Genomic DNA, 26,436 nt, shown 5'->3' with positions numbered 1-26,436 from the left:
CTCCTTATAACTTCACGCAGACGTTTTTCAGTTCGGTGTAAAACTCTAAGGAGTGCACCCCGCCTTCGCGCCCAATCCCTGAATGCTTCATACCGCCAAACGGGGTACGCAAATCACGCAAGAACCATGAATTCACCCAAACAATACCCGCATCCAATTGGGCTGCCACACGATGCGCACGTGAGCTATTTTCTGTCCAAACTGCCGCAGCCAAACCGTACTTGGTGTCATTTGCCCATTCAATGACTTGTTCTTCCGAATCAAAGGGTTGCACATGGCAGCAAGGGCCAAAGATTTCTTCTTTCACAACAGTGGCAGTTTCCGGTAAACCTGTCCAAATGGTTGGCTGTACCCAAGCACCATCGGCTAAAGCGCCTTCCATTTGTGGTACACCACCACCGGTTACGACGGTTGCACCCTCTTCCGCCGCTTTTTTGTAGTAAGAGATCACTTTATTTTTGTGCTCTTGGCTAATCAGTGGCCCCATTGAAGTACAAGCATCATCCCAAGCGCCCATTTTCAAATTCTCAGCACCGGCCTTTAAGCGCTTGACGAATTCATCAAAAATCGGCCGCTCTACATACACACGCTCAGTGCCTAAACAGACTTGACCGCAGTTGGCGAATACCGAACGCATTGTGCCTTCGATAGCTTTTTCCATATCGCAATCCGCGAATACAATTCCCGGATTCTTGCCGCCCAATTCAAACGACACATGGCGAATATGATCCGCGCTCGCCTTAACAATCGCTGCACCAGTGCGCGTTTCGCCCGTGAAAGTAATCCCATCTACATCAGGATGCGTGGTTAAAAACTCGCCCGCCGAATTAGGGCCAAAGCCATGTACCACATTGAATACACCTTTCGGTACACCCGCCGCATTCATCACTTCACCTAAAAGGGTGGTGGTGCGTGGGGTTTCTTCGGAAGGCTTCACAATCACCGCATTACCACAAGCCAGCGCAGGCCCTACCTTCCAAGTCATTAATAATAAAGGTAGATTCCACGGACTAATGACGGCAATAACGCCTTTGGGTTTGCGCACCGAATAATTCAGCGCACCTTTACCATCCGGTGTATCGAGCATGAAACTTTCGGTGGGAACGTTTTTGAATAGGTCAGCAAACACTTTGAAATTCGCTGCACCACGTGGAATATCGATATGTGAAGCCAATGATTTAGGTTTACCAGTATCGAGACACTCAGCCTCAAGGAATTCGTCAAAACGCGCATTAATCCCATCGGCTACTTTGTGCAGAATCGCCATGCGTTCAGCTACTGGCATCTTGCCCCACGCGCCTTTTAAAGCGGCACGTGCTGCTTCGACTGCTGCATTGACTTCGGCTTGACCTGCTTCGTGTACGACACCGATTTGTTGATTAGTGGCAGGATTGATATTGGCAAAGGTCTTGCCGGATTTAGAACCGACAAATTCGCCGTTAATGAAATGCTTGATTTCTTGCATGGGCACAGTCCTCCGATCTGAATAAGCCTAGCATACAAGAATTTTGTCGATATTCAATATTTTTGTCGATATTTTTTGAATTTGCTTAAGGAGTAAAAATTTTCTGTTCAGTTTTTTGATAAAAACCAATTGATTAAATTACAAACTTTGTAAATTCCTTCTACACTCAAACATGGGCATCCACAATCTCCCCCACATCTTTTAATCAATCCCAATGGGCGGGCATTGATAACGCATGTTTAGCATGCATCCCCTCAGGCTAACCAAAATGGAACTTGACTATGGCAAAGAGTACCGCGAAGAACAATCAGCTAACCCCGACTCAGGAAGGAATCGTTGCAGGGATCGTCCTGCTATTTTTTGGGTTACTTTATTGGTATTTGAACCCGTGGAAGAGTGATAACACCGCTCAACAGCTAGTTACTAGCCAACAAACCACTATGGATAGTAGTTCAAAAAACTCAACCGCTGCGACTGTAGCGGCACCACCCTATCCTACAGAGCCTGCTCCAGCAGCTCTTGAGAGTGCTAAATCAACAGTACCGGCTGAACCAGCTAAAGCTGCAACTAGTACCCAGCAAGGACTTACAACCGTTGAAACGGTAAACACAACTGCTAACCTTGCAGCCACTAAACCAACTGAACTAGCAACCGCTCCAACACCGTCTACGAACACTCCAATTACTGCTGCCGAGCCTGTAAAACCTACCGAAGCGACAGCCAACAACCCAGCTCCTAGTGCTGCCAGTGCAACAACTCAACCCATTCACACTGAGCAAACGACTGCTACCTCAAGCACATCTGAAACAGCAAAACCTTTAGCAGCTACTGCAAATACCGAAGCAGCCCAACCTGCAACTACTGAGCAAACCACTGGAGTCGCTACTAACCCAGAACCTACGCAGACCGTACAAGCAGCAACTCCTAGTGAAACAAGCTCCAGTACAACTCAGGCCATGAGTCCCACCAGTACCGAACAAAAGCCGGTAGCTTCAGCAATACCTAGCAAGTTAATACTCGCTCCCGGTAGCCCTGAAGCCAAGTTACAGGGCTATTTAGAAAACAATACTTTAGAAAAGCCAGTGACTATGGCAGATATTCAGTTTGAAGCTAAACAGACTCAGCTGACTAAAAACTCTGAAGCACAAACGCTCATGTTAGCCGCCTTACTTGGACAATACCCTCAAGCTAACTTCCTCATCACTGCCTACACCACAGAAACAGGTACTGATCAAACTAGCGATCAGCTGTCACTCATGCGTGCTAATGCTTTAGGGATGGAGCTGGTTAAAGCAGGTGTTGATGGCAAACGTATTACCATTATGGGCATGGGTAATAAACCTCCCGTCGATAAATCCTCAGCCGCCCAAAAGAAGAATCAGCGTATTGAAATTTCCGTTATCAAATAACTGAGCTATCAATGACTACTGCTACCGACCTCACTATAAGGAGTAACAACTATGGATAACTTGTCAACTACCTTCTCCACCCTTATGACCTCGCTCACGTCAGGGAGATTAGGGCATGCTTTGATTGGTTTATTAATCCTGATTCTTGGGCTACTACTGGTTAGTATTGCTGCGGGTTTTATTAAACGACTATTGAGTAAAATTGGCTTTCTGAATAAGAGTAATTTGGCTAAACCTTTAGCTTCCTTAATCAAAGCCTTGCTAACTATTTTCGTCCTCATGATTGTGTTGCAGCACTTTGGTTTGACCGATGTACTGGCTCCGCTGAAAAATCTACTTAATAAGTTCTTATCTGCTATTCCTAATATCATCGGTGCAGGCATCATTGCTTATGCAGGTTGGGTGATTGCCAAAATAGTTTCCGAACTAACGGGTATCGCGCTTAATAAAGTGGATCGACATTTGTTGGAACGGACTGGAAACTCACAATTGCGCGTTTCTAAGTTAGGTAGTGCTTTTGTGTTTGCAGCCGTCCTGTTACCTATTTTGGTGACTGCTTTAGGCGTGTTAAATGTGCCATCTATTACCGTTCCAGCCTCAGATATGCTGAATAAGCTCTGGGCGGCTATTCCTAATGTAATTGGCGCTGGCTTGATTTTAGCCTTCACTTATTTCGTAGCGAAGTTTGCACTGACTGTTTTGGAAGATGTCTTAGCGGGTCTGGACATTAATAGCCTGCCACAAAAACTTGGTATCACCGGTTACTTCGATGAAACCCGTACTTTAAGCAAATTAATCGGTAACGTGATTATGTTCTTTGCCATGTTAACGGCTGCAACCGCTGCGGTGAACACCTTAGGTATTGAAATTGTTTCGAATATTTTTGCGCGTGTTCTGGAGTTCGGTGCAGGCATTTTAGTCGGCGCAGTCATTCTGATTATTGGCTATCTACTCAGCACCTTGGCTTATAACAAACTCAAAGAATATGGTAGTGCTAGCCTTGCGAATATTGCGCGTATTGCCATTTTATGCTTAGTACTCGCTATGGGCTTACGGGCAATGGGCTTAGCGGATAATATTGTCAATATGGCCTTTGGTTTTACTTTAGGCGCAGTCGCAGTCGCAGTCGCTTTGGCCTTTGGTTTAGGCGGGCGAGATGCAGCTGAACAAATCGCCAATCGTTGGGCTGATAAAATCAATAAAGCTTAAGCACCCTTTCCCACAGCCCTAAATAGACTCTTTAGGGTTGCCAACTCAAAACTTAAGTCTGGATCTAACGCTAGCTGACTTGTCATAGTCAGCTGGCTTGTTGTTATAATCGCGCCATTATCGTTCTATAGTGCTTACCGTGTTTATGTCTAGCTTGCAGCCAGCTGATTCTGCTCCAAAAACCTTAACTGATTATGTCTACGGGCAACTGCGTGCGGATATTATCGACGGCAAACTTGCTCCCGAAAGCAAACTCAAAATTGAGCATTTACGTGCTGAATACAATGTGGGGGCAACTCCACTACGCGAAGCCTTAAGCCGTTTAAGCTCTGATGGCTTTGTGATTACCGAAGGCCAACGTGGTTTTCGGGTTTCCCCGATCTCCCCTGAGGATTTAGATGATGTCACTGAACTACGGGTGACTATGGAGTTAAAGGCCTTACGTAATAGCCTTAAACATGGCAAAGAAGATTGGGAATCACGCGTTGTTGCCACCTACTATCAACTCAGCAAAATCGAAGAACTGGATTTATTTGCCAATTTAGAAACTTGGGAACAACGCAACCATGACTTTCATTGGGCTTTGATTTCTGCCTGCACTTCCAAGTGGCTCCTGCATTTTTATAATATTCTCTACGATCAACATAAGCGTTATCGGAATATTTCTTTGGTAGCGAACTTAGGCATGCGTGATGTGCATTTGGAGCATCAACGGATTTATGAAGCCGCTTTAGCACGCGATGCCAATGCGCTTTGTAAGGAAACTGAGGCACATATTCGGCAAACAGCCGAGATTACCCAGCAGTTTTTAAAAGAGAAAACGCTATATTAACACTTATTCGCAATTAATGAACTTTTGAATAATTAATCAAACATGTAACACCTTGAATATATGAAATTTCAATTTTAACAATTGCTCCTTCCGCATCTTCTAAAGTTATAATTTCATTAATTTTAAAACTAACTGGTTGTGTCAAGCCGTCATTGATTGCAATATTTCTTGCATATAAATATGTTCTGTTACTTGTATCTAATATAGGTTGAAGATAACCCTTAAGATTAGGTAATTGCTCATACTGATTAAATACTATAGAGCCTACTACACCTTTTTTATCCAAAGTCAAAATTAAATCATCTTCAGGATCCCATTCTTCATAAATAGCTCCTCGATAATCAGGATGAGCAAACAAGATTGTATACTTCCTTCTAACTGGCAAATTGAAGACTGCTAGGCCATCAGCTGAAGTATAAGCTTCTTTAGTCGTCTTATTACTTGCAAGGGCTATTAATTTAGCGTTACATATAGGATCACCATCAACATTCAGAGCTGTTACTGTACTCTTGGATTGGCTCAACCTAGGTATAGATTTAACTAACAAATCCATCCGATGCAACTCTGATGGAATACTACAATTATTTATAACTAGCTTTTTTTGAATAGTTTTGACAAATTCAGCAGGTTTTAAATCAATTAGCGAAATATAACCAATCGTAGGAAGAACGCCGGGTATAGGTGTATCATCGAATCTTGCTGGAAGAATATACTCCTGACTCTCACCAAAAGCTCTAGCTTGCATGGCTTGTCTTTCATGATTAGTCCACAATTTCTTAGCATAATGAGTGGAAATAAACATGATAGTGTACTTAGCCTTACTTTTATAAATGTCTACAAGATAATCATATAAGTTCTTTCCCCATAGATTAGCTTCTTCAAAATGATCATAGAACACTCTCACCCCAGAATCTCTAAGCAAAGTAGCTACTTGGTCTACATATTGCCGATCCTCTCCAGCAAAAGAAAGAGCAATATCATATTTCAGGTGATCAACCATAGAATTAAACACTCAAAGAACATATCTATTCAATAACCATAGTTTTTAGAAAAACTACTTTTTCTTGAGCATCTATTATACAACTCATATTTATATAAAAAAACTATAACAAGCAGTACAAAAGCTAAACCAACTCACTCAGAGCTAGCATTAACACTCGATCATCAATAGGTGAGGCTCTAAATCCAAAATACTCATAGAAAGCTTTAGCCTTATCTGACAAAGCATGTACTAAAATAACTTTAGCACCAATATAACCGGCAGCTGCTTGGCAACGTAGTACCATGTCCTGCAATAATGAATAACCTAAACCTTGGCCTTGACACGATTTGTCAACAGCTAATCTTGCTAGAATAATAGCGGGAATAGGATCAGGCATATTGCGCTTTAATTTACTCACAACCTCAGTATGTGCAATAGAACCAGCCGCCAAGGCATAATATCCAATCACATAACCTTCACTACAAACGACAAAAGTCCGTGATGCCCCCAGTACCTCATTTTTTAAAGCACGTTGCCGCAACCATTCGTCTAACAAGACCTCGCCACAATTAAACTTAGTTAAATCATGTTGAGTATTTAATGGTTCTGGCGTATGCAGATTTATTTTTCCCATACAGGCTTACGTAGCATTAAATTGCGAAGACCTGCATTCTCCGCAGGTGGGGTATTTAAAGCTTTATTAAACAATTCCCAAGCCTCTGGCTCTAAATGAAAGCTTGTCCTGTCTAATAAGGTATTTTCTGCATCTTTTAGAGCAGCGTCACGAACAAAATCTGAAACGGTTTTATCAAGAATACGCGCAGCCTTTTCAATCATATTACGCTGCTCTTGGCGAATACGGATATTTAAAGGGGTGGGCTTAAGATTGGAAACTGTTGATGTATTTGGCATTACGAGAGCTCCTATGGATTAATAGGAGTCTAGAACAGTGTGATGACATTGTAAATACAAAGCCGCTTAGCTGATGCTAAGCGGCTCTAAAACTTTTAACCGAAATCTTAAGTCACCACATTCAAGAAGCGCTCATTCAACTGCTGATCGTGGTAGAAAATTGCTCCACCCAACTCATCTTCAGTCCAAGTAATTTCAGGATTATCTGGATACCAATCATAAGAATCGCAGAAGGTTTCATTGCGATTGCCTGAAGGGTCGAAGAAGTAAATGGTGCGACCGCGCGTAATCCCATGCCGAGTTGGTCCAATATCAATGGGAATTTTGTAACGACCCATAATATCCGCCGCATGTAAAACCTCTTCCCAACTTCTAAGTAAGAAGGAAACATGGTGCAGTTTGTCTTTTTCGGGGTGGCGAATCAGTGCAATATCATGTGCTTTCATCCCACAAGTTAAGAAGCTCGCGATTTGTACCGAATGATCAGGGCCAACCATCACTTTTTCAGTTTGTTGGAAACCTAAAACTTCAGTAAACAGCTTGACCGCGCCATCCAAATCATCCCCATACAACAAGCAATGATCAAAACGATGTACCTTCATCCCTTTCAAATCTTCACGCCAAGGATGTGGATTCTTATTGCCTAAGCCGTTGCCGATAGAATCTTTATCCACATACAATTCAAAGGTATGCCCCATCGGTGAGACAAAGCTTACGCGCTCACCGCAATGCTTGAGATCCCCAGCGGGAATACGGTTAGTTGGGCAACCATACTCGTTTAGGGCTTGCTCTAAACGATTTAGTGTCTCAACACTATCGACTTTGAAGCCCATAAAATCCATGCCGGGAGCATCAGCAGGACGGAGGACAACAGAGAACCAGTCATGCTCATCCCAGCCTTTTAAATAGACCCGACCTTGCTCATCACGATCCGTTTCTAATAAACCCATCCGGTCAATATAGTGGGTCAGTGAAGCAGCCATATCCAGCACACGAATTTGCACGTGGCCGGGACGTAAAACTCCAGTCATTGGCATAATTAGACTCTCCTCCAGAGTTGATTAAATTGAAGCATGGGTTGCCTTGCGCATTTGCCCGATCACGGTAATCACCAAATCACTTTTTGGCTCACAACGACAGGCCAAAACGTAGCCAGCTTGCTCTTCTTGCTCACTGACATGCGCACGGCTCATTTTTCCAGTGGCGTATTCGCCTTGCTGGACATGTACCTTACATACCCCGCAGCCACCACTGCGACAGCCTACGGGTATACCGCGTTTACCTAAGCGCACCATCCCAGCCAATAATAGCTCTTGTGGGCGACATACAAACTTTTCCTCAATTTCATTAATGTGGATGGTGTAACCTTGTTGTAGATAGCTCAACATTATCTGACTAGGCTCTTCCTAAGAACTCTGCAACTAATTGATTGAAACTAGCCGCATGCTCGATTTGCGTCCAATGGCCGCATTGACCAAATACATGCAGCTCTGAGTGCTCAATTAGATCCAATAAATCATAGGCATTCTGGAGTGGAATCACTTGGTCATCACGCCCGTGAATAATCAGTGTGTGATGCGGCAAAGCACGAATATCGGCTAGAGCACTACTCATGGCATCGACCCAACGCTGACGTGGGGCTGGGAACATCGCGGAGAAAGATTCTTGGAAACCAGGGCGAATACTCGCTTGATAACGTAGCTCAGCTAATTCATCCGTCACTAAAGCACGGTTATAAGCAAAAATATCCAGCAAACTTTTCATCATGCTCAACGAAGGCTCATAACCCCATACACGATCTAAGCCCTCGGTGATTTTGAAAGGCACACCAACACTGCCCATGAGTACTAACTTATTCACCCGTTCAGGATGACGAATTGCTAAAGCCAGCGCTAAAGCGCCACCAAAAGAATTACCTACCACTGAAGCACGCTCAAGCTCTAAGGCATCTAATAAGCCGACCGCTTGAGCAACCCAATTCTGCATATTGTATTGATAATGAGCAGGACGCTCGCTAAAACCAAAACCGGCCATATCGGGCGCTATCACCCGAAACTTGCTACTCAAAGCAGGCAAACTTAAACGCCAATTCGCCCAAGCACTCACACCCGGGCCAGAGCCGTGAATCAAGAGCACTGGCTCGCCACTCCCCACATCATGGTAGTTGGTTTGGATACCAGCCGCTTGAAGGCTATTAGCAATTTCTGGATTCGTACTCATCGCTGCTCCTTAAATATTTTTAAACAAGGGGCTTTTCGGAGCAGTATCGCGACTTGCCTGTGTATAGAAATTTTCCATATACATATCGCGTTCGAATAAACGCCCCTGCATTAAGGTCGTGATACAAGCATCAATCATAAGTGGCGGGCCACACATATAAGCTTTGTGCCCTGCAAACTTTCCAGCAAAATGCTCTTTAGCGGCTTCGTGTACAAACCCACGCAAACCTTGCCAATTCGAGTCAGCGGGTTCGGAAGAAAGCACCGGCAGATAAGTGAAATTCGGATAATCACGTGCTAACTGTTCAAACAGGTCGCGGTAATACAATTCATTTTGGTTACGTGCCCCATAAATAAAAGTCACCGGACGTTGTTCACCTTGCTCAAATAGGTGCAAAATCATTGATTTAGGGCTAGATAAACCTGAGCCACCCGCTAAGAACAGCATAGGTTCTTTTGCAGATTCGCGCACATAAAAGCGTCCATAAGGACCATTGAAACGCACTTCATCCCCAACTTTTAGCTCATGGTGTAACCAATGCGTACCTTTACCCCCTTCGACCAAAGCTACATTTAGCTCAATCAAATTTTTCTCGGAAGGGGGGCTAGCAATCGAAAAAGCGCGGGGGTGATCTTCCATCCCCGGAATAAGCAGATTGATATAGTGACCTGCTTGAAACTCAATCCCACCATTTTCAATCGCAAGAAAAATGCTCTTAATCCGTGGGGTTAACGTTTCAATTTTGGAAACGACGCCAATGAAATCACGCACCGGAAAGCGTTGTGCATCAGGGTCTTCCTCAATATCTGCCTCAATCGTTACATCACCCGTCGCACGTGCACAACAAGCCAAACACCTACCATCCGCACGCTCCATATCCATTAAAGCAAAAGGTGAAGCCTCGCCATGTTCAATCTCGCCATCCAGCACATCAACTTTACAAGTTCCGCATAAGCCATGCCCACAAGCATGGGGTAGATAAATACCTGCACGCAAAGCTGCATCTAAGAGAGTCTGCCCCTCTTCCACCTCGATGGTTTCACCTAGTGGCTCAATCGTTAATTGATAGCTCATTGTTTAATCCTCTAAAAACCCCATCTGACCTCCCCTTAGCAGGGGAGGAAATCACTATTTTCTCTCCCCCTAATCAAGAGGAGGATTAGGATAGGGTCTAGTTTCCAGTACCCTGATAACCATTTAAGCCGGGTGTTTTGAAGCGGATTAAAGACTTATGACCTACTCCATTATCTTTCAGGCTTTTAGCCATATCAGGGGTAAAGGTTTGCCCATCAAGTAACCATTCGACTTTGCTCCAATCAATGTGGGCAAAATCAGGATGTGGCGCTAATACACTCGGCAAAACCGCTTCGGTCAAAGCACCAAACGGCATATCTGGGGGCAAAGGATAGGCATTGGCAGTACAAATACTGGTGTGATGATCCCAACCGACATACACCAATTGATTGCCATGAAAGCGGTCAACACTATCCATATGTACCGATGGATATTCACCTTGAATACATTTAACGGTCATCTACGGTTCTCCTAGGCTGCATCGGCTTGGGTAGGTTGAGCAGCCTCTGGCGCTGCTGCTTCACCTTTCATCGCTTTCCAGCGAGCTTCATCCGCTGAACCGACATAATCGCCGCCATCTTCAGGATGGAAGTGATACCAATTCAACACATCCGGTACTGCTGCCCCGCCACAATTACCTTGGAAGATTTGATGCACAGGCAACCAAGCATTCACGTATTTTGCTGGCTCATAGTCAAAGATGGTCTTGCAGCCATCTGAACAGGTATGGAATTTTTCGCCTTGGTACTCGCTCACACGATAAGCAATTTGCATGGGGTCACCCTTAGCAATTTCCGTAAAACCCATCGGAATTTGGCAGACTTGGCAAAGTTGTGGCAAGCCCATATTGAAGAAACGCTTACCTTCTTTTGCCATCTCAGCCCACATTTCCATGCGGGGACGATAGTATTTGTCAAAGGTATCTGGATACTTCTCAGACAACCAATTCATCTTCGCTTCGCTCGGCAAACCTAAATTGAAAGCGGCCGCATGAATATAGTTATAGAAAATCCCAAAAACTTGATGGCTAATATGATCAGCCTCTGCGGTGGCAATTTCATGGTACTTCGGCATTTTTAAGCCATAGCGTCCAAGATCATTGAATAAAGCACCGGCATTTTCTACGAAGTAAATTTGCCAACCTTCTTTCCAAGACATAGGGCTTTCGGGCAAGAAATAGTCTTGCATCATTGCCACTAAACCCAGTAAGCGATAGGCACGCCAGAAGTGTTTATCAATCCAGCCTTGCACAATCGGCAAATTATCTTCGTGCTGTTCCAGCAAGAATTTGATGATCTCTAAGCCTAAGGTCATATGGCGTGATTCATCCGATTGCGCGGAGAAACCAAAGGTCACCGTTGCCATATCACCGTTATAAGCCGCACCTGACATGAAAGGCACAAACAAGAGATTCGTCAGCAGATACTCGAACGAGAAAGATACCGAAGTAATAAATTCAAATGGACCAGCGGAACTCGCATCATCGAAATAAGACTTCGGTACAGATAAATACCAAACCCGATCAAACATATGGAAAGGATCATGCATCCCATTGAAATGCTTGTTGTAATGGCTGATGGTATGAATCTGGGTTTGGGCATGACGTAATTCGTCAATCGATTGCATTTGGCAAGCAATCTGCGCCCCCTCGCCACTCAGTTGACGCGCCAAACGCGCAAAATTACGGTGCGCTGCATACTCCAGTGGACTAACCCCTTGAATAAACAGCTTGAGAGCATTCACATAACTCGCATCCGCTAAATTCAAGTGCGCATTATTCTGTGCGAAGCTATCCATGACTGCATAGAGCTTCTTGTCCTTTTCTGCTTGGTATTTCCAATAAGCATCAGCCGTCAAACGGAAAGGATCTTCCCATTTGCTCCAGTCAGTAATTTTGATACCTTCATACGCTTCTTGGGCAAACACCTTATCTTTAGATTGATAGGTCGGCTCCCAACCCAAACCACGGGTCAGCAGCTCATAACGTTTGCGCATATTTAATTTCTTAGCCATGTTGTTAGCTCCTCGTTAGTGGCGGGTAATACGGAAATAATCGTCGTCTTCATCAATATTGCCGGATAGCGAAATCAAGGTAAGATGCAACTCCTGCAAATCCACAGCGCGCCCTGCAAACTCAGAAACCACTTCCTGGGTAATTCCAAGCTCGCCCAAACCTTCAATCCGCACCATACCGGGCTGGTAATTTAGCGTTGCTTCTGGATTTTCTTGCGCAAATGCGGAGATAAAGGGCTGCGCATCAGCAGTATTTTGGAAAATCATAAATACTTTATTTTCAGACATGCTTTGCTCCTTAAACTTTGACGCCTTGCTTGGCTAAACGGGCTACTAACTCGGTTTTCACTGCAGCTAATTGCTCTGCACCTTGATCACCAAAGGCTAAGTGCGCAATCGGAGCTAAAGCAGTGTCAACGCGGGCTAGCCAAACTTGAGTCCACTGAGCTAAGAGTGCAGCATTCTCAGCCGATTCGTTGGCAGTCACTTTTAGGAGTTGATTTGTCCAGCGCGTATTTTCTTCATTCCACTCATTCATAAACTGAGTGAGCATTAAGAAGGTACTTCCCCCTTGGGCAGCGACTTGGCTAATGAAGCGTTCGTAGATCAATGGAAAGAGCAAGCCATCCATAATTACATCTTGCACCATTAAAATTTCAAACCAGTCATCTAAGACAAAACTGTCTTCCATCGCATGCCGCAAGCCTTGCCAAGCAGGATGCTCTAGCCACGCCACCTTAGCAGCATTCAGTGAGGTTTCTTCATTACCGTCTAGCAGCAGCGCAATCCGTGATACATATTGCGCCATACCGATTCGATCAAAACCGTTATAAGAGGCTACTGAAGTAATGGTTGTTCCATAACCACGATGGCAAATATCTTGGTTATTCATATTCGCGCCGTATTCATAATGACGCAGCGGAATCAAAACTTGGCGAATTTGATCGGCTAACTCAGCACTGAGACTTTGTAGTAAATTGTGCTTTTCGACTAACTCGAAATTACTCTCCATAATTTCTTGCTGCTTAGCACGGGCTGCAACATAGCTGGTGTAATAGTATTGACGCGGATCAGTAAAGCTATACCAGTCCTGCATCACAATAGCCGTGCGCGCGGTATCATAGATTTTGCGACTAGGATCCCAACTGGGTGGATAGTGGAAATTAGTAGTCGGCTGTACATCATAGACAGCTTCTTGATAGCGAGTTGCGGGCTTATTATCACCAATCCGGCGGGCAATATGCCCAAAGTTTTGCCGTAGTGGCTTAATTTCTTTGGCAGAAATATTCAAAGACATGCAGATTCTCCTCCAGTAATAAACTTGCCTCTAAGACTGAATACCCGGCTTTCCAAAACGCCATTTCAGTTGGTCATAATCAATTTGGGCAGCTTGTTCAGCACTCACTTCCACCACCTGATTACGTTTGCAAAACTGCTGAAATTGCTCGAAGGGCAAGACCAACTCCACAAATAAAGTCGGATCACCGATCGAAAAATCGAACTCCACGAAGCGCTTATCACGCACTCCCGTCACCCGCACATAGCGTGGTTGGAAAAACGGTTCAGTTGAATTGGCATCCATTGGTTTTGTTTCCTCCAAAACACTTAACCAAACGGGTTGCTTCTCTATAGCAAACTGCATGCCAAATAAAATAAATCAATAAATTCAAATAGATAAATACCTATCGATAATCTTTAAGTTTGTCTAAATTTGATCAAATGATCAGTTGGATCACGATGATTTAATGATTTGGATTAATGCAGTGCAGCAATAACTAGTGGATTTTTAAGATAAAAACATGAAACTTTCATTTGGAATTGCTGCCTGAGTGTTCAATAAAGTTCTGCTATTTGATCTACAGTTAAATAAAGAATAGTTAAAAGGATTTAAGCTTATGCACTCTCGTTATTTTTTACTGATTCTAGGCTGTTGGTTTTTAGTCAGTTGTGGGGATAAGACTCCGAATAATCAAGCGACCTCGCCCGATCTACCAGCGCAGCCAACGACTCCAGCCGCCACCACAAGCTCAGCCGCACCTAACCCTAATACGGGTACAGCTAGCAATAGTGCTTTACCCATGTTGGCAGGTACTCCCGCCATTGCGGGTTCTGGTTGTGCAGAAGGCACTACCCAACTTGAATTTCAACCACAACAAGCGAGCTTCAAACTCAGTATCAATGCTTTAGAACTAGGAACAGCACAAGGCCAAAAGACTAATCTGACTTGTAATTTAGCGATCCCTGTGACTGTACCGACTGGTTATCAAGTTTCAATAGTGCCGCTACATTTCGCAGGCAGCTTGACTGGGAATGGACTGAAACTCGAACTACGCCGTGAGTATTTCTTTGCGGGTACGACAGGTACACCGGAAGTAAGCAGCTTAGCTTTGCCTACAGATAGCCAGTTTAATATTAGTGATAGCGTTAATAATGAAGATACGCTGCAATGGTCGAGCTGTGGGCAAGATACCAATATTCGAGTTAATACGCGCCTATTGATTAAAGGTGGTGAAGGTCAAGCGAAACTCACGATTAGCTCCACTGACCCAACCGAGCCGAGTTTGTTTAAATTAAATTATCGAGCGTGTAATTAGTGGTTTTTAGTGGCTGAGGATTTTAATCCCCAACTGAGTTGCTAATTGGTTTAAGCGCTTATCTTTAGTTAATAAACCCGCCGCGTAACGGCGCGCCAACACTAAGTAGACTGCATCATACACAGGGTGCTTAGTTTGACTCGCTAAAGAAAGCGCTTCTAGCATAAGCTTTTGATCTTGGATAATTTCATCGGGCAAAGCCATCAACTCCTCTAGATGATTTACTGCAGCATCTAAGTCTAATAGCTGGTGACTGACATATTTCCATAGGGCATTGGTGCATTCTGCAAAATACAAATGGGGTACAAAAACACGCTCACTTGCCTCTAAAGCAGTTAAGAAGAGGCCAGCATCAGGCTGGCGCATGACCAAGGATACAGCCGCCGAAGCATCTAATACCCAACGCTGATGGCTCATCGTAAACGATCCTCAGCAATCAAAACTTCGGGGCTAAGTTCTACTGGGAGTGCCGAGTTGTTTAGCTCATTACGAATTTTGGCTAACACTTGCCGTCTGACGGGATTAGGTTCAGCACGTAAAGACTTAATCAACTCCACTAAGGCTTGTTGAGTCAAGCTACGATGCTCTAAGCTGGCTTTAGCACTTAAAGCTCGATAAATATCTTCTGGCATATCCCTGATTTGTAAAGAAGCCATGGGTTCCACTCACTTGCAACAGATAATGCATGCATTATGCATGAACTTTAAATGCAAAGATAATTAAAACCAACAGGGCACTAAACTAATCACCCAATAGCCTAATTAAGTTACAAACCTAATCAACCCTGCTTAGTTTTCTAGCCCCTTGTGGATAAATCAGTTAAATTTAATATTTTCTGTTTTTTGTGCAAGGGCTATTCATGACTATCTCGACTGAGGCAAGTTCGGCTTTTATCCACCGCTGGCAAGGCAAAACCGGCTCTGAAAAAGCCAATTACCAGCTGTTTCTCACCGAATTATGTGAATTATTAGCGGTCGAAAAACCTCAGCCTGCACAAGCAGATAATCAAAAGAATTACTACGTATTCGAGCGGCGGGTGGATATGTTTAACTCCAGCGGCAAATCGAATCCGGGCTTTATTGATTTATATAAGCGCGATAGTTTTGTGTTAGAGGCGAAATCGACGGGTAAAAAAGTCGGCTCAGGGGGTTTAGATGTGGCTTTGGAACGGGCTTATAACCAAGCAGAAGGCTATATTAAAAATCTGCCGCAATTTGAGAAAAAGCCACCATTTTTAATGGTCACCGATGTGGGGCATGTTTTGCAGGTATATAGCGAATTTAGCTGTTCGGGTTCGACTTATACCGCGTTTCCTGATCAAAATTCGTATCGAATTAAATTAGAGGATTTAGCCAAAGCCGAAATTCGTGAGCGCCTACGTGCCATTTGGCTCGATCCACATAGCCTTGACCCCTCCAAGAAAGCGGCTTTAGTCACCCGCACGATTGCTACGCATTTAGCCGAATTAGCCAAATCATTGGAACAGCAATATAGCGCTGAGCAGGTCGGTACATTTTTAATGCGCTGCTTGTTTACGATGTTTGCGGAAGATGTAGGTTTATTGCCAGAAAAGCTATTCACGCAACTCTTAGAAAAGCTCAAAGACAAACCGGAAAGCTGTGCACCTGCTCTCAAAAACCTTTGGACTTTAATGGACAAAGGTGGCTTTGAAGGTGTGTCAATGGAGCAAATCAAGCGCTTCAATGGCGGTTTATTTGCCGATGCTACTGCTTTGCCTTTGAATAAAACCCAAATTGAATTATTGCTGGAAGCTTCTTTAGCAGATTGGCGCTTTGTCGAACCTGCTATTTTCGGAACACTGTTAGAGCGCGCTTTGAATCCAAAAGAGCGGCACAAATTGGGTGCACATTATACCCCCCGTGCTTATGTGGAACGTTTGGTGTTTCCGACGGTGATTGAACCCTTGCGCGAGGAATGGAAAAACGTGCAAGCGGCAGCGGTGTTATTGGAGCAGCAAAAACCCAGTAAGAAAGGTAAAAAGACTAGCGATGCGATTAAGTTGGTGCAGGAATTTCATACCAAACTGTGTAGCTTGCGCATTCTTGATCCGGCTTGTGGTTCGGGGAATTTTTTGTATGTGACTTTGGAGCATATGAAAAAACTGGAAGGTGAAATTCTCGACTTTTTGCAGCAATTGGGCTTTGTGCAAACCTCCTTAGAAATGGAAACGGTGTCGGTTAGCCCGCAGCAGTTTTTAGGGATTGAAGTGAATCCACGTGCGGCAAAAATTGCCGAAATGGTGTTATGGATTGGGTATTTGCAATGGCATTTCCGCACGCATGGCAATGTCTCACCGCCTGAGCCGATTTTGCGTGATTTTCATAATATTGAATGTCGGGATGCGGTGTTGGCATGGGATGCAATTGAGCCGGTGTTGGATGAGGCAGGTAAGCCGGTAACGCGCTGGGATGGAGTAACGATGAAGGTGCATCCGGTGACGGGTAAAGATGTACCGGATGAAACGGCGCGTGTGCCAATGCAGCGTTATGTGAATCCGCGTAAGGCGGTTTGGCCTAAGGCTGATTTTATTGTGGGGAATCCGCCGTTTATTGGTAAGTTAAATATGCGCTCAGCTTTGGGTGATGGGTATGTTGAAGCCTTGCGTAATACGTGGAAAGAAATACCTGATTCCGCTGATTTTGTAATGTATTGGTGGCATCAAGCAGCGGAAGCGGTGCGTTTAGGTCAAGCGCAATGCTTTGGATTTATTACTACGAATAGTTTACGTCAGACTTTCAATCGGCGCGTGGTGCAAGCGCAATTGGAAGCGAAAGAGCCGTTGTCCTTGATTTTTGCGATTCCTGATCATCCTTGGGTAGATAGTTCTGATGGAGCAGCAGTTAGAATTGCTATGACCGCAGCTGCGCATGGTATTAATACAGGTATACTATTGACAGTAATCAAGGAAAAACTTAGTGATAGCGACTTACCTAGTGTGGAATTTGATACAAAAGATGGAGTTATCAATGCTGATTTAACGATCGGGGCTAATACAGTTACCAGCAAAAAACTTCTATCAAATAGCCAGATGGCTAATACAGGATTTATACTTGGCGGACGCGGATTTTTGGTAAGTGAAGAAGAGCTAACAAAACTTGTAACATTAAATAATCATATAAAATTTCTCGCTTATCAGTTAAGGAATGGCAACGATGTTCTTGGTCAGTTGCGTAATTACTATGTAATAGATGCTCATGGGTATACTGAAGCAAAACTTCTAGAAAAGACTCCTGAGATATGGCAACTGCTTAAAGAAAGAGTGTATCCAGAGCGGCAAACTAATAGTGACCCACGTGTTAAAGCCAATTGGTGGTTATTCAGAAGATCTAATGAGCAAGTTCGAGATTTAATAAAAGATTTAGAAAGATTTATAATTACTGTAGAAACAGCTAAACATAGAATTTCAACATTTGTTAGTAAAGTAATTCGACCTGAGCATCAAATTATAGTATTTGGATCAAAAGATAGCTTTTTTCTAGGAATTGTATCAAGCCGCCTGCATGTTTTGTGGGCTTTAGCTCAGGGTGGCGATTTAGGTTTAACTCCTCGTTACAACAAAACCGTATGCTTTGAAACCTTCCCTTTCCCCACCCCCACCGAAGCCCAAAAAACCAAAATCCGCCATCTAGCCGAACAACTCGACGCGCACCGCAAACGCCAACAAGCCGCCCAACCCGAACTTACCCTGACCAATATGTACAACGTCTTGGAAAAACTCCGCCTCGGTGAAACCCTCAATGACAAAGATAAACTCACCCACCAACAAGGCTTAATCACCATCCTCCAAGAACTCCACGACGACCTCGACCGCGCCGTATTCGAGGCTTACGGCTGGAATGATCTTGCCGAACAACTGGTGGGCAAAGCCGGAGCGACCACGCCACTGCCTGATAAACCCGAGGCACAAGCTCAAGCTGAAGAAGAACTCCTTAGCCGCTTAGTCGCCTTAAATGCAGAGCGTGCTAACGAAGAAGCACAAGGCTTGATTCGCTGGTTACGCCCTGAATTCCAAGCACCGCAAACTCAAACTGCACAACAAACTGAATTGGTGGTGGAGACGGAAGAAACCGAAGCAGTGAGTGTGACAGTTGCGACTAAGTTGGCTTGGCCGAAAGCCTTACCAGAACAAGTCAAATTGGTGCGTAGCCTCTTAACTCAATCCAGAACCTTAAATGAGCTAAACCAGCAATTCAAAACCAAACCCAAAGTACTGGAACAAGTGCTCGAAACTTTATGTGTGCTAGGGAATGTCCAGTTTGAGCAAAACAGTTACCGCTTGATTTAAGCGACTGACTCCCTTCCCCTCTTGTAGGGGAAGGGCTAGGGATGGGGGAAACCCAACTAACTACCCCCGCACCGCCCGACAACAACCACTTAATGAGGTCTGATTAAAATCGCCTTGCGCACGGAAACTCATTAGTTTGCCATTGACAGAGCTACGGCAATTTTTTGTAAAGGTTAAGGTTAAATCCAGACGATCCGCGCGATTTTTGCTGCGAATTTGGGTTTTAATAGCAACTTTATTCCGATTACCGTGCGCTTGGCGTTTACTCAAAATCGGCAGCATCGCGCTTTTGCCATCCACCCGTGCCTTTAAAGCTTTCGGGAAGACCACCACACTCCAAGCTGGTGAGCGTCCGCCACATTCTAAGCGCCAGCCTGCTTGCACTGTGGTTAAGCTACTGGCTACAAATACGGCGCTTAATAGACCAAGCTTAGCAACTGGTCGATAAGCTTTTATTAATTCTTGGGTTTTCATACTCTATCCTTAGGCTATTTATTTTAATTAACTTCCTTAATATTTAGAGTGTAGTTAAAACCACCTCAGCAACCCCGCATGATTTCTAAACAAATTAGCCCTTTAGTAGCTGCCAAATAACCTTCCAGCGGCTCATTAAAACTGCTGCGAAAATTAACGCACAGCCCGTGATTTGCAAAGCACTCATACTTTCCCCAAACCAAAGCGCTGCCATGATTGCCACCCAGACCGGCTCTAAACTTAGAATTAGAATGGCATGACTCGCAGGTGCTAAGCCTTGTCCTTTAATTTGAATTAAAAAGCGCCCACTCGTGGAAACCACAATACTTAAAATCAGCCAAATCCATAGACTAGTTGGCTGCTGAAAATTCCAAGCTTCTAAACCAGCGGAGAGCATTAAGCTGATCACTCCGACGATCATTAATTGCAGCGAAGTCAAAGCTAAAACTGGCAAGTGATAAGCTGCTTGACTGGTTAAAGTAAAACTCAATGCGAACACTACCGCAGCAACGATAAAGGCAATTTCACCAATCCCTAGCGCAAAATGACTTTCTAAAAATAAGAAGGCCATCCCCAACATGGACAGCGGCAAGGCTAACCACACCAATACATTCGGACGCTCGCCATACGCCATCGCAATCACTGGCACGAGCACAATCGCCAAGGTATTTAAAAACGCCCCCACTCCCAAATGCTTGGCATGGGTTAAGCCCCACATCCACAGGATCATACCGAGAGAAAAGATTAAGCCCACGCGCAGAATGATTTTGAACTCAAGCGCTTTTAATTGTTTCACGGCAGGCCAAGCAAACGGCAATAGCAATAATCCACCCAAGAAAAAGCGCACTCCTAAAAATAATAAGGGCGGCCAAGCCGACACAACTTCTTTAGAAAAAATCCAACCTAAACCGGCTAGCAAAGTAGAAACGAGTAAATACACATCGGCTCGCCAAGCGTGGGCATGCGTGGGCATAGAAATCCTGCTAACTGCATTTTAGAAAGGGCGCTAGCTTGCCCTGCCGCTGCTTTAAATACCAGCCTGATTTAAACGATTAATTATTAATTTTAGAGATAAAAAATAGTGCTATTAATTTTTGAACAAATCGTTTTAAAACCACTCAAATTAGTATTATCTATACCTAGATAATGACTTGGGCTAAACAATAAATTGGGGGCACAACATGGCGATTATACGGAGCATTACGTCCGAAGGGGCGTATGACACGCTATTTATTAAAGGCAACAATCGCAATTTAGACATCGGTCTAAAAATCCATCTCGAAGCTCAGCAAACTCTCACCATTAAGCAATTAGTCATTGAAAACACTTTTCTGCCCCTCGTGAAAAGTGGTGATGGCAAATTAACCATTGGGCGCTTGCAGATCAAAGACTTTGGGGGAGATGGCATTAATCTACAGGGGCATAATCTTTCCATTAACCAATTGATCGTACGGAATAATACCTCGACGCGCCCTTATTACAGCTTGCGCGTCGCCGCACCGACTGAGCTGAATATTCGCGCTGCTTTACAAGCCAGTAAACAACAGGTTTATGATTGGCGCTTATTGCAATGGCTAGAGGTGCAAGAAAACGGCCAGAGCTTTTTCTATAGCCCCGGCTATCACAATGACATTGCCTTACAAGCTTATCGTCCAAAACAAACTGTGATGGCGCGTACTCTCCTCCAAGGTGGACGACTCAGTGACGCAGCTAATCCTGCTTTACCCATGCATATCACACCTGATCAAATTCAAATGCTGGCCAATAGCCTCTTCCCTGTTACGCTCACCACCGGTTCGCAAGCCCGCGCGCCCGTATCGACGACCGCTGTGAGTCGCCTCTTAGATTGGGTAGCCGATACTCCACATAATTTAGAGGTTGATAAAAACAATCGTATTCAAGCGATTGATCTCATGGTTCCGCTAAATTTACCCAATGCCTCAAAAGCGCGTTTGAGTGCTTCGCCAGAAGATTGGGAGGGAATTAGCGAAGTCACCATTCGTGAACTAGATATTCAAACCAACGACCCAAATGCCCAACTGTTTATGCTCAGCGAACAGCAGCGTTATCGTAATTTCAAAATTGGTACCGACAAGATTGCGCTTAGCTGTAGCTACCCGTGGTGGTTCGTAGCAAACACCTTGGAAAACTCCGTATTGGGCAATGCTAATCCTAATCAAGTACAGATTAATCCGGGGCGCAGTACAAGTGCAAAAGTACGCATTGGCGATGGGCAAGACAATTCACAATACTGTCTGAAGCCCTCAAGCTGCTCAACTGGCGAGGTGACTTTAGTCGGTTTAGGCAAAACCGGACATGCTGTACCGAATACAGTACGAATTTTATAGCTGAACTTTAAGCAGCCGCTTGCCACTAAGACTTAGCGCATGCCACTATGCTGCGCTAAGCCCCCCATGAATACAGGCAATATTTAAAGTTTATGCACTTTCGCTGTGTCCCTAATTTTTTTCCGCTTTGGCGCTGGCTGCTCGGCCTGCTAATTTGCTTAGGCTTAACGAGCTATGCCATAGCAGATACCGCTCCAAAACGGATTGTGTCGATTAACTTATGCGCCGATGAACTCTTATTACTCCTTGCTGACCCTGAACAGATTAGTGCTTTAACCCATCTTTCCCACGATGAGGGTGCTTCCTACTTTCAAACCAAGGCTTTGGCTTACCCAACTACAACGGGTTTAGCGGAAGAAGTTTTACCGTTTAAACCGGATTTAGTGATCGCTGGTGAATGGGGTGGGATTCAAACCGTGACCTTACTTAAAAAGTTGGGACTGCGCGTGGAGACTTTGCCTCTGGCGAATAATATGCCGCAAGTATTTAGTAATATTGAGCTGATGGCCAAACTCACTGGACACCCCGAACGGGGTGCAACTCTCGTCAAAACCATGCAAGATTATTTAGCCAGTCTGCCCCCAGCTGACACCCATGCACCTTTAGCGGCTGTGTATGATCCAAATGGTTATACCGTTGGCCCCGAATCCTTACGTGGGCAAAGTATGACTTTAGCGGGTTGGCGTAATGCAGGCGAATTAGCTGGTGTGCGCGATTATGGCTCGCTCGATTTAGAAACGATGGTGCGTTTACAGCCTGAGGCTTTAATCGACTCACCCTATACCATTAATACCTATTCACGCGCTGAAGCCTTAGCCCAGCATCCTGCTTTACGCGGCACGCGCTTAAACCCGAAAATTATTAGTGTACCGAGTAATATGACCATTTGTGATGGTCCGTGGATTATAGACACGATAGCTACCCTGCAACGCGAACGCCTCCAGCTCACACAACCCAAACCTGCTAAATGAATTATCGTACCCTTTTAATTAGCTTAAGCTTGCTGGTTTTCTGTTTGTTTTGCTTATCCTTAGTGGTGGGGCGTGATCCTTTACCCATTTGGCAAGCAGCCAATGAAGTCTTTACCGATCGCAGCTCTGTATTTGCCATTATTCTCACTGAAATTCGCTTACCACGCGCCTTAATTGCTTTATTTGCAGGTGCAACCCTCGGTTTAAGTGGTGCTGCCATGCAAGGCTTATTACGTAACCCTTTGGCTAGCCCGGATTTAATTGGCAGTAGCAGTGGTGCCGCTTTATGCGCAGTCATCATACTTTACTTCGGTTGGCAAGGCGTTTCGTTACAGATGTTACCTTTGTCAGCAATGTTGGGTTCTTTAGTCGCCACTGCTTTAGTATTTGCCTTAGCAGGTCGGGATGCGAGTATTACCACCTTAATTCTGGCTGGTGTGGCTGTGAATGCCCTGGCCACTAGTGCGATGTCTTTACTATTAAATCTTGCGCCTAGCCCTTATGCAATGCGCGAATTAGTATTGTGGACAATGGGTGATATTACTGATCGCAGTATGGATGATTTCTGGCTGATGTTACCTTTCACTTTGATTGGTTGGGCTTTGCTCCTAGGGGTTGGTAAGCAGTTAAATGCCCTGACTCTTGGCGAAGAAACCGCAATGTCCTTAGGCGTAAACCCAAGTTGGATACGCTGGCGGATCTTTATTGCGATTGCTTTCGCAGTGGGTGCCACTGTTGCTACGACCGGTATGATTGGTTTTATTGGTTTAGTTGTGCCCCATTTACTGCGTCCTTTGGTTAAATATGAACCAAGTCGCTTGTTACCTGTGGCGGCTTTAGGTGGGGCAGCCATGTTACTGGCCGCCGATATTGGTGTGCGCTTGATTCCGACAGATGCAGCAATCAAGGTAGGCGTCCTAACCGCTTTAGTAGGTGCCCCCTTTTTCCTTTATTTGATCTTGCGCAGTCGTAAGGAACATCTATGAGCTTATTAGCAGCGACTGGAATTAGCTTTAAACGTAAAGACCAGTTACTTTTACAAGATGTTGAGCTAGAACTTAAAGCCGGTGAGCTGATTGGTTTAATTGGCCCGAACGGTGCTGGCAAATCGACACTGTTGAAAATTTTAGCCGGCTTACAAAAACCAACTAGCGGCTCTATTCAATTTCAAACTCAAGCCTTAAACAAATTATCCACCCAAGAGCGCAGTCAAAAAATCGCTTGGTTAGCTCAAGGCGGTACGATTCACTGGCCACTGATGGTAGAACGCTTAGTCGCACTAGGTCGTTTGCCACATTTAGCAGCATGGCAGCAAGCAAATCAACAGGATCAGGCTGCTATTGAACAAGCCATTCAACAAACAGGTATTGAGCATTTAAGACAACGAGATGCGACAACCCTATCAGGCGGTGAGCGTACCCGCGTTTTATTAGCGCGTGCTTTAGCAGCTGAACCTACAGTATTACTTGCTGATGAACCTATTGCGGCACTTGACCCCGGCTATCAGTTACAAACTTTAGAGTTATTACGGAATTTTGCGCAAGGCCAGCGGGCTTGTATTGTCGTGCTCCATGAGCTTTCATTAGCAGCACGCTATTGTGATCGCTTGTATTTATTAAAAAGTGGTTGTATCGTTGATAAAGGTAGTGTAGCTCAAGTTCTATCTGCTGAAAACTTGAGAAATGTTTATCATATAGAATGCGAAATAGGCTACACTCATATTCCATGGATTATTCCCAGCCGCTCTATTTTGAATTAATAATTAAATAATTAAACGCTGAATTAATCTCTAATAAAAAATTCAAGCCCCTAACTTAGGTTTGAAGGTATAAAAATTATGAAATGTGGAAAGTCATGTGTTCTTATTTTTTCTTTAACTCTAGTTTTAGTAGCTTCTGGTATTTATTTAACAAAAAAGCTCTTTTATCCGATCAATGATACCCCTATTATCACCAATGCGGATAATATGGCCACGACCCCACCTTACCCACCTATCCCTCAGCCAGCAGGCAATCTAGATCAAGTCTTAATCGTAAATACTGCGCCGACTACCAGTTGTGGAGCTAAAGAGTTAATTTTTAGTGAGAAACAGCTACAAGAATTGCCTCAACAAACCTTCAGAACTAAGCACACTTGGGCAGTTGAAGCGCAAGAATTCACCGGCCCACTCCTAGCCGATGTCCTCAAACTCATCTGCCCCAGTGCTCAAGATATTTATCTACGCTCGCTTGACCAATATTCAGTAATAGTTAACTTTCAAGCTGTAGAAAAATATCAAGCTATCGTAGCCTTAAGGATCAATGGCAAACCCTTAACTATTCGGGAAAAGGGTCCTCTTTGGCTGATGATTAATACCGATGCTTATAATGTACCAACACGCAGCTTAGATAGCATGTTTGTTTGGCAGCTTTATTACATACGGGTCCTTACAAGTGATTAACGGATAATAAATTGAATAACCATGTTAAAACTTGCACATCATGCTCGTACTATATATCAGTGGCTCTTAGTACCATTGATGTTAGTGTTAATTTATGCCTCGGCTATGAATTTGGTTTCAATGTTTTTCTTATTAGAAAAATATCGCCATGAAACTATTTGGAGCTTAGAAAATTTAAATCGTGAAATTGATAGCACCATTCATGAAAGTCAATTATATCTAGCCAAGGCAACTACACATAACCAATTACGCTTTCAATATGAACTTCTTTGGAGTCGATTTCCTGTTGTACAAAGTAGCCTGCATCAAGACCCGAACTTAAATAGTATTCCTGGCCTAGATCCCATGGTGAATGATGTATTTAATCGCGTGAAGTCCATGGATGCCGAATTCAATAGTGAACAAGAATTAGATCATGCACGCTTAACCCGTTGGATTAGCGAACTGGAACATGATCGTGAAAATCTGACTAACTGCCTAGTGAACGACATTTCTGCAGGAAATGGACGCTATTCACGCGCAACTTGGCAAGATTTGTTAATTTCAATGACTTTTGTGGGTTTAGCTATTTTAGCTTTATTAGTAATAGTGGGTAATTTGATTTATGCCTTACTCGAAGAACAAAAGCGCCAACGCAATCAGATTGATAAAGACTCTTTAACTGGTTTAGCTAGCCGTGACTTTATCCTTAATCAGCTCAATCAGCTTTGTAAAAATAAAACAAACTTCTGTATCGTTTTCCTTGATTTGAATAAATTTAAGAATATCAATGACACCTATGGCCATCAAGCAGGGGACCAAGTGTTAATTTATGTCGCACACCAGTTCCAAACCAGCTTAGAAAAAATTGGTACTGTAGGCCGGATTGGTGGTGACGAATTTATTTGGCTGATTCCTCATGCTGAGCAGCAGAAAATTACCTCTTGTTACAATCAACTTACCCAAAGCCTTAACCAACCTTTACAATTTGGGGATAAACAGCTACCGATTAGTTTAAGTGCAGGGGCTGTACAAGCTGCTTCCTGTAACTACACACCCAGTAAAGTTTTAGAGTATGGGGATGCAGCTATGTATTGGGCTAAATCGACCCATCATTCAACGCTGGTTTGGTATGGGGAAATGCATAGTGTAATGCCTTTACCTGCTACTATTAGTTAAAGTTAATAGGTTTTAAGTATGCTTCATCT

General features: G+C 44.0%; 28 protein-coding genes. 11 read left to right on the top strand and 17 right to left on the bottom strand.

Going from position 1 to position 26,436, the window contains the following annotated elements; genetic code table 11:
* Window positions 1–4: 4 nt before the first annotated feature.
* Window positions 5–1,465, bottom strand: a complete 1,461-nt coding sequence (locus Q0230_RS14625) for a 2-hydroxymuconic semialdehyde dehydrogenase (protein ID WP_298610919.1) — start codon at window positions 1,463–1,465, stop codon at window positions 5–7.
* A 281-nt stretch (window positions 1,466–1,746) separates the two neighbouring features.
* On the opposite strand from Q0230_RS14625, the gene Q0230_RS14620 reads away from it, so the two are divergent.
* The 3 genes from Q0230_RS14620 to Q0230_RS14610 all read left to right on the top strand — a co-directional run bounded on the left by Q0230_RS14620 (window position 1,747) and on the right by Q0230_RS14610 (window position 4,915).
* Window positions 1,747–2,874 (top strand): OmpA family protein, encoded by a 1,128-nt coding sequence (locus Q0230_RS14620; RefSeq protein WP_298610918.1) that lies wholly within the window; start codon window positions 1,747–1,749, stop codon window positions 2,872–2,874.
* A 51-nt stretch (window positions 2,875–2,925) separates the two neighbouring features.
* Window positions 2,926–4,083 (top strand): mechanosensitive ion channel, encoded by a 1,158-nt coding sequence (locus tag Q0230_RS14615; RefSeq protein ID WP_298610917.1) that lies wholly within the window; start codon window positions 2,926–2,928, stop codon window positions 4,081–4,083.
* A 145-nt stretch (window positions 4,084–4,228) separates the two neighbouring features.
* A complete protein-coding gene (locus tag Q0230_RS14610) occupies window positions 4,229–4,915 on the top strand; it encodes a GntR family transcriptional regulator (protein WP_298610916.1) in 687 nt (228 codons plus the stop codon).
* Between the two features lie 13 nt (window positions 4,916–4,928).
* On the opposite strand, the gene Q0230_RS14605 is transcribed toward Q0230_RS14610, so the two are convergent.
* The 12 genes from Q0230_RS14605 to Q0230_RS14550 form a co-directional block, all read right to left on the bottom strand.
* On the bottom strand, window positions 4,929–5,915 hold the full coding sequence (locus Q0230_RS14605) for a toll/interleukin-1 receptor domain-containing protein (RefSeq protein ID WP_298610915.1): 987 nt from the start codon (window positions 5,913–5,915) through the stop codon (window positions 4,929–4,931).
* A gap of 124 nt (window positions 5,916–6,039) precedes the next feature.
* Entirely contained in the window at window positions 6,040–6,531 is a 492-nt protein-coding gene (locus tag Q0230_RS14600) for a GNAT family N-acetyltransferase (protein ID WP_298610914.1), read from the bottom strand.
* The gene (locus Q0230_RS14595) at window positions 6,519–6,809 is read right to left on the bottom strand and encodes a DUF1778 domain-containing protein (protein WP_298610913.1); all 291 of its coding nucleotides are present in this window, start codon (window positions 6,807–6,809) and stop codon (window positions 6,519–6,521) included. Before Q0230_RS14595 ends, Q0230_RS14600 begins: the two co-directional genes overlap by 13 nt.
* Before the next feature lie 107 nt (window positions 6,810–6,916).
* Entirely contained in the window at window positions 6,917–7,846 is a 930-nt protein-coding gene (locus Q0230_RS14590; protein ID WP_298610912.1) for a catechol 2,3-dioxygenase, read from the bottom strand.
* Window positions 7,847–7,870: 24 nt separating this feature from the next.
* Window positions 7,871–8,197 carry a 2Fe-2S iron-sulfur cluster binding domain-containing protein gene (locus tag Q0230_RS14585; RefSeq protein WP_298610911.1) on the bottom strand — a complete coding sequence of 109 codons (327 nt, stop codon included), beginning with the start codon at window positions 8,195–8,197 and terminating at the stop codon, window positions 7,871–7,873.
* A gap of 7 nt (window positions 8,198–8,204) precedes the next feature.
* Window positions 8,205–9,029: an alpha/beta hydrolase gene (locus tag Q0230_RS14580; protein WP_298610910.1), complete on the bottom strand. Its 825-nt coding sequence runs from the start codon at window positions 9,027–9,029 to the stop codon at window positions 8,205–8,207.
* A 9-nt stretch (window positions 9,030–9,038) separates the two neighbouring features.
* Entirely contained in the window at window positions 9,039–10,103 is a 1,065-nt protein-coding gene (locus Q0230_RS14575; protein WP_298610909.1) for an NADH:ubiquinone reductase (Na(+)-transporting) subunit F, read from the bottom strand.
* A gap of 97 nt (window positions 10,104–10,200) precedes the next feature.
* Window positions 10,201–10,563 carry a phenol hydroxylase subunit P4 gene (locus Q0230_RS14570; protein ID WP_298610908.1) on the bottom strand — a complete coding sequence of 121 codons (363 nt, stop codon included), beginning with the start codon at window positions 10,561–10,563 and terminating at the stop codon, window positions 10,201–10,203.
* Between the two features lie 11 nt (window positions 10,564–10,574).
* Window positions 10,575–12,116: an aromatic/alkene/methane monooxygenase hydroxylase/oxygenase subunit alpha gene (locus Q0230_RS14565; RefSeq protein ID WP_298610907.1), complete on the bottom strand. Its 1,542-nt coding sequence runs from the start codon at window positions 12,114–12,116 to the stop codon at window positions 10,575–10,577.
* 15 nt (window positions 12,117–12,131) lie between these two features.
* Window positions 12,132–12,404: an MmoB/DmpM family protein gene (locus Q0230_RS14560; protein ID WP_298610906.1), complete on the bottom strand. Its 273-nt coding sequence runs from the start codon at window positions 12,402–12,404 to the stop codon at window positions 12,132–12,134.
* A 10-nt stretch (window positions 12,405–12,414) separates the two neighbouring features.
* Complete coding sequence (locus tag Q0230_RS14555; RefSeq protein ID WP_298610905.1) at window positions 12,415–13,413, bottom strand: aromatic/alkene monooxygenase hydroxylase subunit beta; 999 nt, start codon at window positions 13,411–13,413, stop codon at window positions 12,415–12,417.
* 30 nt (window positions 13,414–13,443) lie between these two features.
* Window positions 13,444–13,698 carry a phenol hydroxylase subunit gene (locus tag Q0230_RS14550; RefSeq protein WP_298610904.1) on the bottom strand — a complete coding sequence of 85 codons (255 nt, stop codon included), beginning with the start codon at window positions 13,696–13,698 and terminating at the stop codon, window positions 13,444–13,446.
* A 313-nt stretch (window positions 13,699–14,011) separates the two neighbouring features.
* On the opposite strand from Q0230_RS14550, the gene Q0230_RS14545 reads away from it, so the two are divergent.
* Window positions 14,012–14,710, top strand: coding sequence for a DUF4360 domain-containing protein (locus tag Q0230_RS14545; RefSeq protein WP_298610903.1), 699 nt, complete (start codon window positions 14,012–14,014; stop codon window positions 14,708–14,710).
* 6 nt (window positions 14,711–14,716) lie between these two features.
* On the opposite strand, the gene Q0230_RS14540 is transcribed toward Q0230_RS14545, so the two are convergent.
* Window positions 14,717–15,127, bottom strand: coding sequence for a type II toxin-antitoxin system VapC family toxin (locus tag Q0230_RS14540; protein WP_298610902.1), 411 nt, complete (start codon window positions 15,125–15,127; stop codon window positions 14,717–14,719).
* Window positions 15,124–15,366, bottom strand: coding sequence for a hypothetical protein (locus Q0230_RS14535; protein ID WP_298610901.1), 243 nt, complete (start codon window positions 15,364–15,366; stop codon window positions 15,124–15,126). Before Q0230_RS14535 ends, Q0230_RS14540 begins: the two co-directional genes overlap by 4 nt.
* A 203-nt stretch (window positions 15,367–15,569) precedes the next feature.
* Between Q0230_RS14535 and Q0230_RS14530 the strand changes: the two genes are divergently transcribed.
* On the top strand, window positions 15,570–19,016 hold the full coding sequence (locus Q0230_RS14530) for a DNA methyltransferase (protein WP_298610900.1): 3,447 nt from the start codon (window positions 15,570–15,572) through the stop codon (window positions 19,014–19,016).
* 60 nt (window positions 19,017–19,076) lie between these two features.
* On the opposite strand, the gene Q0230_RS14525 is transcribed toward Q0230_RS14530, so the two are convergent.
* Window positions 19,077–19,490 (bottom strand): hypothetical protein, encoded by a 414-nt coding sequence (locus Q0230_RS14525; RefSeq protein ID WP_298610899.1) that lies wholly within the window; start codon window positions 19,488–19,490, stop codon window positions 19,077–19,079.
* Between the two features lie 94 nt (window positions 19,491–19,584).
* On the bottom strand, window positions 19,585–20,463 hold the full coding sequence (locus tag Q0230_RS14520; protein ID WP_298610898.1) for a DMT family transporter: 879 nt from the start codon (window positions 20,461–20,463) through the stop codon (window positions 19,585–19,587).
* A 208-nt stretch (window positions 20,464–20,671) separates the two neighbouring features.
* Between Q0230_RS14520 and Q0230_RS14515 the strand changes: the two genes are divergently transcribed.
* The 6 genes from Q0230_RS14515 to Q0230_RS14490 all read left to right on the top strand — a co-directional run bounded on the left by Q0230_RS14515 (window position 20,672) and on the right by Q0230_RS14490 (window position 26,407).
* A complete protein-coding gene (locus Q0230_RS14515; RefSeq protein ID WP_298610897.1) occupies window positions 20,672–21,838 on the top strand; it encodes a hypothetical protein in 1,167 nt (388 codons plus the stop codon).
* A gap of 92 nt (window positions 21,839–21,930) precedes the next feature.
* On the top strand, window positions 21,931–22,809 hold the full coding sequence (locus Q0230_RS14510) for an ABC transporter substrate-binding protein (protein ID WP_298610896.1): 879 nt from the start codon (window positions 21,931–21,933) through the stop codon (window positions 22,807–22,809).
* A complete protein-coding gene (locus Q0230_RS14505) occupies window positions 22,806–23,795 on the top strand; it encodes an iron ABC transporter permease (RefSeq protein ID WP_298610895.1) in 990 nt (329 codons plus the stop codon). Before Q0230_RS14510 ends, Q0230_RS14505 begins: the two co-directional genes overlap by 4 nt.
* Window positions 23,792–24,568, top strand: coding sequence for an ABC transporter ATP-binding protein (locus Q0230_RS14500; protein ID WP_298610894.1), 777 nt, complete (start codon window positions 23,792–23,794; stop codon window positions 24,566–24,568). The genes Q0230_RS14505 and Q0230_RS14500 overlap by 4 nt, the downstream gene beginning before the upstream one ends.
* A 207-nt stretch (window positions 24,569–24,775) precedes the next feature.
* Window positions 24,776–25,249, top strand: a complete 474-nt coding sequence (locus Q0230_RS14495) for a molybdopterin-dependent oxidoreductase (RefSeq protein ID WP_298610893.1) — start codon at window positions 24,776–24,778, stop codon at window positions 25,247–25,249.
* A 78-nt stretch (window positions 25,250–25,327) separates the two neighbouring features.
* On the top strand, window positions 25,328–26,407 hold the full coding sequence (locus Q0230_RS14490; RefSeq protein ID WP_298610892.1) for a GGDEF domain-containing protein: 1,080 nt from the start codon (window positions 25,328–25,330) through the stop codon (window positions 26,405–26,407).
* Window positions 26,408–26,436: the final 29 nt, after the last annotated feature.

The sequence above is a fragment of the uncultured Thiothrix sp. genome, assembly GCF_937876535.1.
Classification (GTDB): domain Bacteria; phylum Pseudomonadota; class Gammaproteobacteria; order Thiotrichales; family Thiotrichaceae; genus Thiolinea.
This window is presented reverse-complemented; position numbering and strand designations above follow the sequence as displayed.

Bases quoted from the DNA above. Each gene is read 5' to 3' on its own strand.
- Q0230_RS14625 (WP_298610919.1), bottom strand. From the start codon at position 1,465: ATGCAAGAAATCAAGCATTTCATTAACGGCGAATTTGTCGGTTCTAAA.
- Q0230_RS14620 (WP_298610918.1), top strand. From the start codon at position 1,747: ATGGCAAAGAGTACCGCGAAGAACAATCAGCTAACCCCGACTCAGGAA.
- Q0230_RS14615 (WP_298610917.1), top strand. From the start codon at position 2,926: ATGGATAACTTGTCAACTACCTTCTCCACCCTTATGACCTCGCTCACG.
- Q0230_RS14610 (WP_298610916.1), top strand. From the start codon at position 4,229: ATGTCTAGCTTGCAGCCAGCTGATTCTGCTCCAAAAACCTTAACTGAT.
- Q0230_RS14605 (WP_298610915.1), bottom strand. From the start codon at position 5,915: ATGGTTGATCACCTGAAATATGATATTGCTCTTTCTTTTGCTGGAGAG.
- Q0230_RS14600 (WP_298610914.1), bottom strand. From the start codon at position 6,531: ATGGGAAAAATAAATCTGCATACGCCAGAACCATTAAATACTCAACAT.
- Q0230_RS14595 (WP_298610913.1), bottom strand. From the start codon at position 6,809: ATGCCAAATACATCAACAGTTTCCAATCTTAAGCCCACCCCTTTAAAT.
- Q0230_RS14590 (WP_298610912.1), bottom strand. From the start codon at position 7,846: ATGCCAATGACTGGAGTTTTACGTCCCGGCCACGTGCAAATTCGTGTG.
- Q0230_RS14585 (WP_298610911.1), bottom strand. From the start codon at position 8,197: ATGTTGAGCTATCTACAACAAGGTTACACCATCCACATTAATGAAATT.
- Q0230_RS14580 (WP_298610910.1), bottom strand. From the start codon at position 9,029: ATGAGTACGAATCCAGAAATTGCTAATAGCCTTCAAGCGGCTGGTATC.
- Q0230_RS14575 (WP_298610909.1), bottom strand. From the start codon at position 10,103: ATGAGCTATCAATTAACGATTGAGCCACTAGGTGAAACCATCGAGGTG.
- Q0230_RS14570 (WP_298610908.1), bottom strand. From the start codon at position 10,563: ATGACCGTTAAATGTATTCAAGGTGAATATCCATCGGTACATATGGAT.
- Q0230_RS14565 (WP_298610907.1), bottom strand. From the start codon at position 12,116: ATGGCTAAGAAATTAAATATGCGCAAACGTTATGAGCTGCTGACCCGT.
- Q0230_RS14560 (WP_298610906.1), bottom strand. From the start codon at position 12,404: ATGTCTGAAAATAAAGTATTTATGATTTTCCAAAATACTGCTGATGCG.
- Q0230_RS14555 (WP_298610905.1), bottom strand. From the start codon at position 13,413: ATGTCTTTGAATATTTCTGCCAAAGAAATTAAGCCACTACGGCAAAAC.
- Q0230_RS14550 (WP_298610904.1), bottom strand. From the start codon at position 13,698: ATGGATGCCAATTCAACTGAACCGTTTTTCCAACCACGCTATGTGCGG.
- Q0230_RS14545 (WP_298610903.1), top strand. From the start codon at position 14,012: ATGCACTCTCGTTATTTTTTACTGATTCTAGGCTGTTGGTTTTTAGTC.
- Q0230_RS14540 (WP_298610902.1), bottom strand. From the start codon at position 15,127: ATGAGCCATCAGCGTTGGGTATTAGATGCTTCGGCGGCTGTATCCTTG.
- Q0230_RS14535 (WP_298610901.1), bottom strand. From the start codon at position 15,366: ATGGCTTCTTTACAAATCAGGGATATGCCAGAAGATATTTATCGAGCT.
- Q0230_RS14530 (WP_298610900.1), top strand. From the start codon at position 15,570: ATGACTATCTCGACTGAGGCAAGTTCGGCTTTTATCCACCGCTGGCAA.
- Q0230_RS14525 (WP_298610899.1), bottom strand. From the start codon at position 19,490: ATGAAAACCCAAGAATTAATAAAAGCTTATCGACCAGTTGCTAAGCTT.
- Q0230_RS14520 (WP_298610898.1), bottom strand. From the start codon at position 20,463: ATGCCCACGCATGCCCACGCTTGGCGAGCCGATGTGTATTTACTCGTT.
- Q0230_RS14515 (WP_298610897.1), top strand. From the start codon at position 20,672: ATGGCGATTATACGGAGCATTACGTCCGAAGGGGCGTATGACACGCTA.
- Q0230_RS14510 (WP_298610896.1), top strand. From the start codon at position 21,931: ATGCACTTTCGCTGTGTCCCTAATTTTTTTCCGCTTTGGCGCTGGCTG.
- Q0230_RS14505 (WP_298610895.1), top strand. From the start codon at position 22,806: ATGAATTATCGTACCCTTTTAATTAGCTTAAGCTTGCTGGTTTTCTGT.
- Q0230_RS14500 (WP_298610894.1), top strand. From the start codon at position 23,792: ATGAGCTTATTAGCAGCGACTGGAATTAGCTTTAAACGTAAAGACCAG.
- Q0230_RS14495 (WP_298610893.1), top strand. From the start codon at position 24,776: ATGGCCACGACCCCACCTTACCCACCTATCCCTCAGCCAGCAGGCAAT.
- Q0230_RS14490 (WP_298610892.1), top strand. From the start codon at position 25,328: ATGTTAGTGTTAATTTATGCCTCGGCTATGAATTTGGTTTCAATGTTT.